This is a genomic window from Oleiphilus sp. HI0061, assembly GCF_001635675.1.
Genome location: NZ_LWFE01000715.1, coordinates 1 through 2,742, shown reverse-complemented (window position 1 = coordinate 2,742; position 2,742 = coordinate 1). Strand labels below are relative to the sequence as shown.

Annotated in this window: 3 protein-coding genes; 1 reads left to right on the top strand and 2 read right to left on the bottom strand. The window is 44.1% G+C overall.

Annotation, left to right across the window (positions count from 1 at the left end; genetic code table 11):
• Nucleotides 1–175: 175 nt before the first annotated feature.
• Nucleotides 176–466, bottom strand: a complete 291-nt coding sequence (locus tag A3735_RS08990; RefSeq protein WP_068511499.1) for a hypothetical protein — start codon at nt 464–466, stop codon at nt 176–178.
• A gap of 136 nt (nt 467–602) precedes the next feature.
• Between A3735_RS08990 and A3735_RS08985 the strand changes: the two genes are divergently transcribed.
• Nucleotides 603–1,757 carry an IS110 family transposase gene (locus A3735_RS08985; RefSeq protein ID WP_068510502.1) on the top strand — a complete coding sequence of 385 codons (1,155 nt, stop codon included), beginning with the start codon at nt 603–605 and terminating at the stop codon, nt 1,755–1,757.
• A 424-nt stretch (nt 1,758–2,181) separates the two neighbouring features.
• Here the strand turns inward: A3735_RS08985 and A3735_RS08980 are convergent, their stop codons facing one another.
• On the bottom strand, nt 2,182–2,625 hold the full coding sequence (locus A3735_RS08980; protein ID WP_068510921.1) for a hypothetical protein: 444 nt from the start codon (nt 2,623–2,625) through the stop codon (nt 2,182–2,184).
• Nucleotides 2,626–2,742 lie beyond the last annotated feature (117 nt).

The window sequence follows — 2,742 nt, the reverse complement described above, 5'->3', positions numbered from 1 at the left end:
CTTCTCTATTTCAGAGCAAGGTATGAAGTCGGCCTTAAATTTTTCGCATACTTCCTTTTGCCTAGCCACGATATTCCTTAATACATGTAACGCCCAGCTAAACGGAGGAGTAACAATGGCGGCATTTTTGGAACAAAAATGATGCGATTGTTACGGAGTCCGTTTGAGCTGTTGGTTATGTGCATTTTTTCTTTGTTACTTTGATGTCAGTATAAGTATTCATGCAGCTAATACGCTGTTCAGTTTCACTTAGCTCTATTGAAGGCGGAATATCAAAGTGCAATCGTAAAGCTTCGAAGTTGATATCCTTGACCAAGTGACAAAAGTATCCCGTTCTGTTTACACCCCAAATATATTCGTTGGCAGACTTATTTCCTGAGCTAAGCAAAAACTCTACAACGAGGTTAAGATGGCTATAATCAGGTTCTCCTTTCTTAGGATACTCCAATATTTTTACTTTGCTCATTGCAAGAATTCCATTCATTAATACACATAGACATAATGACTCCCCACGTCCCAAAAGAGTGCTGACCTCCTATCGTGGGTTAGCAAAGCCAGAGCCATAATATATGTGTCATACCATATAAGCGGAGGCCAGCACCATGAAAAACAATACCATAATTTTTGTCGGATTGGACACCCATAAGGAGTTCACCGAAGTCGCATATTGCGAAGATCAACGAGGCTCAGAAGTAAAACATCTTGGAAGAGTTTCTTCAGCCAAAGTATCACTTACCAAGATGGCAAGACAGTTTGAAAGCAAATACCCGCAGGCTACCCTGCATTTTGTTTATGAAGCAGGCCCCTGTGGCTACTGGATTTATCGATTGCTGACAAGCTTAGGCCATTGTTGCTATGTTGTTGCGCCATCACTGATTCCAAAGAAACCCGGACAACGCGTGAAAACAGATAAACGCGATGCACAAGATTTAGCTCGTTTGGTTCGTAATGGCGACCTTGATCCGATTTACGTTCCTGAACCCGCAGATGAAGCAATACGAGATCTATCTCGAGCACGTGAGCGTGCAATGCATGATTTGAATAATGCACGTTTCCAGCTAAAAGCCTTGCTGCTCAGAAACCATATTAACTATTCAGGCAAATCAAATTGGAGCTTAAAACACCTTCGTTGGTTAACAGAGATCATCTTACCTCATCCTAGTCAGCAATTTGTCTTGCAAGAGATGATTCAAACCATTTCAGAACGCAATGCTCGACTAGAGCGTCTGGACAATGAACTCGCCCATCACGTGAAGCAATGGCGATATTATCCGGTTGTGAAAGCGATACAAGCCTTGAGAGGCGTTCGACTGCTCACCGCCACTGGTGTCATTGTAGAGCTAGGAGACTTAACACGATTTGATAGCCCTAGAAAACTGATGAGTTATATCGGAACGACGCCCTCCGAGCATTCAAGTGGAGGAAAACGACACTTAGGCGCGATCACCAATTGTGGAAATGGGCGAGCGAGGAGATTGTTAGTTGAGGCTGCACATAGCTATCGCTATCCCGCAAAGATATCGAAGGAATTACAGCTCAGGCAGGAAGGATTGCCGAAAGAGGTAATTGATCAAGCTTGGCAAGCACAACAGAGATTATGTAGACGATATCAACGACTAATACACAAAGGTAAACATCGAAGTGTCGTGGTAACGGCGATCGCACGAGAACTGATAGCTTATATCTGGTCAATCTCGAAGGAAGTCACCTTACCCAGAATAGATCCAAAAACACGAATCTCACGCGTACCCGCTTAAGTAGATAAGGAATAATACATGAACAAGTTTAGCGTCAATGCAAAAGATCAAGCAGCGGCTGTGGTGCAATCACCGAAGGCGTTAGGTTGGCAATGAGCTAGCAGTACATTGATCCACGAGCATAGACTGAAGACAGGCACCACGACGTAATAAGTAAGGTTGGATAGGTTAACGCGTCGCGTTAGCAACCCACGAATACCAGCATGATCACCGTCGAAATTACTTGCTTCATCTGATGCGTTGACGCTTCCCTAACGGGAAGAATGTTAATTAAAAAGAAAGGCTCTGGCCGAGGTTCCGGCAGGATTTTGTGCGGGCCTCTTGACGTGGGGAGTCATACCAACGCCTTTAGCTGCGGCGAGCGATAGCGAGTCCAGCCCCGGGGCCTTTTCCGGGGCGAGGCAGGCTAAACTTGTTAGCTGATTTAATTTTCGGACCAATCCCATTTTACTATTTTGGATTGATACCCTGTACCAATGGTACTGCAGCTTTTAGCTAAGACTTGTTTATTTTTTATTGACCATACATGTTCTTGGCAAGGAGGCAAAAACATCAGCTCTATTACTCCATAACCCGCCCAACTAATTAAGCCAGTAGCTGCTGCACTTAAAGCGATACCAGAACCCAAAGCTTTTTCGCCCCATAGATTTTCCGTACTTTGGGGCTCTCCCCAAAGGCTTTTAGCATCATCTAATGGAATGCTAATTCGTGGTTCAGAGAATAAACCATCCTGAGGTTGTAACTCGATATGCTGACTTTGTAGTTCACTTAAACTTTTGCCGTAATCGTAATCTCCAATTTCGGTCTTTACCATTGAACTACAACCTGACAATAAGGCTAAAACTGCAATAACAAATATGTGCTTCAATTTAACTCCTTTTTTACAGCTAACGCCTTTAGCTGCGGCGAGCGATAGCGAGTCCAGCCCCGGGGATTTTTCCGGGGCGAGGCAGGCTAAACTTGTTAGGCTTTTTTATTCGCATAT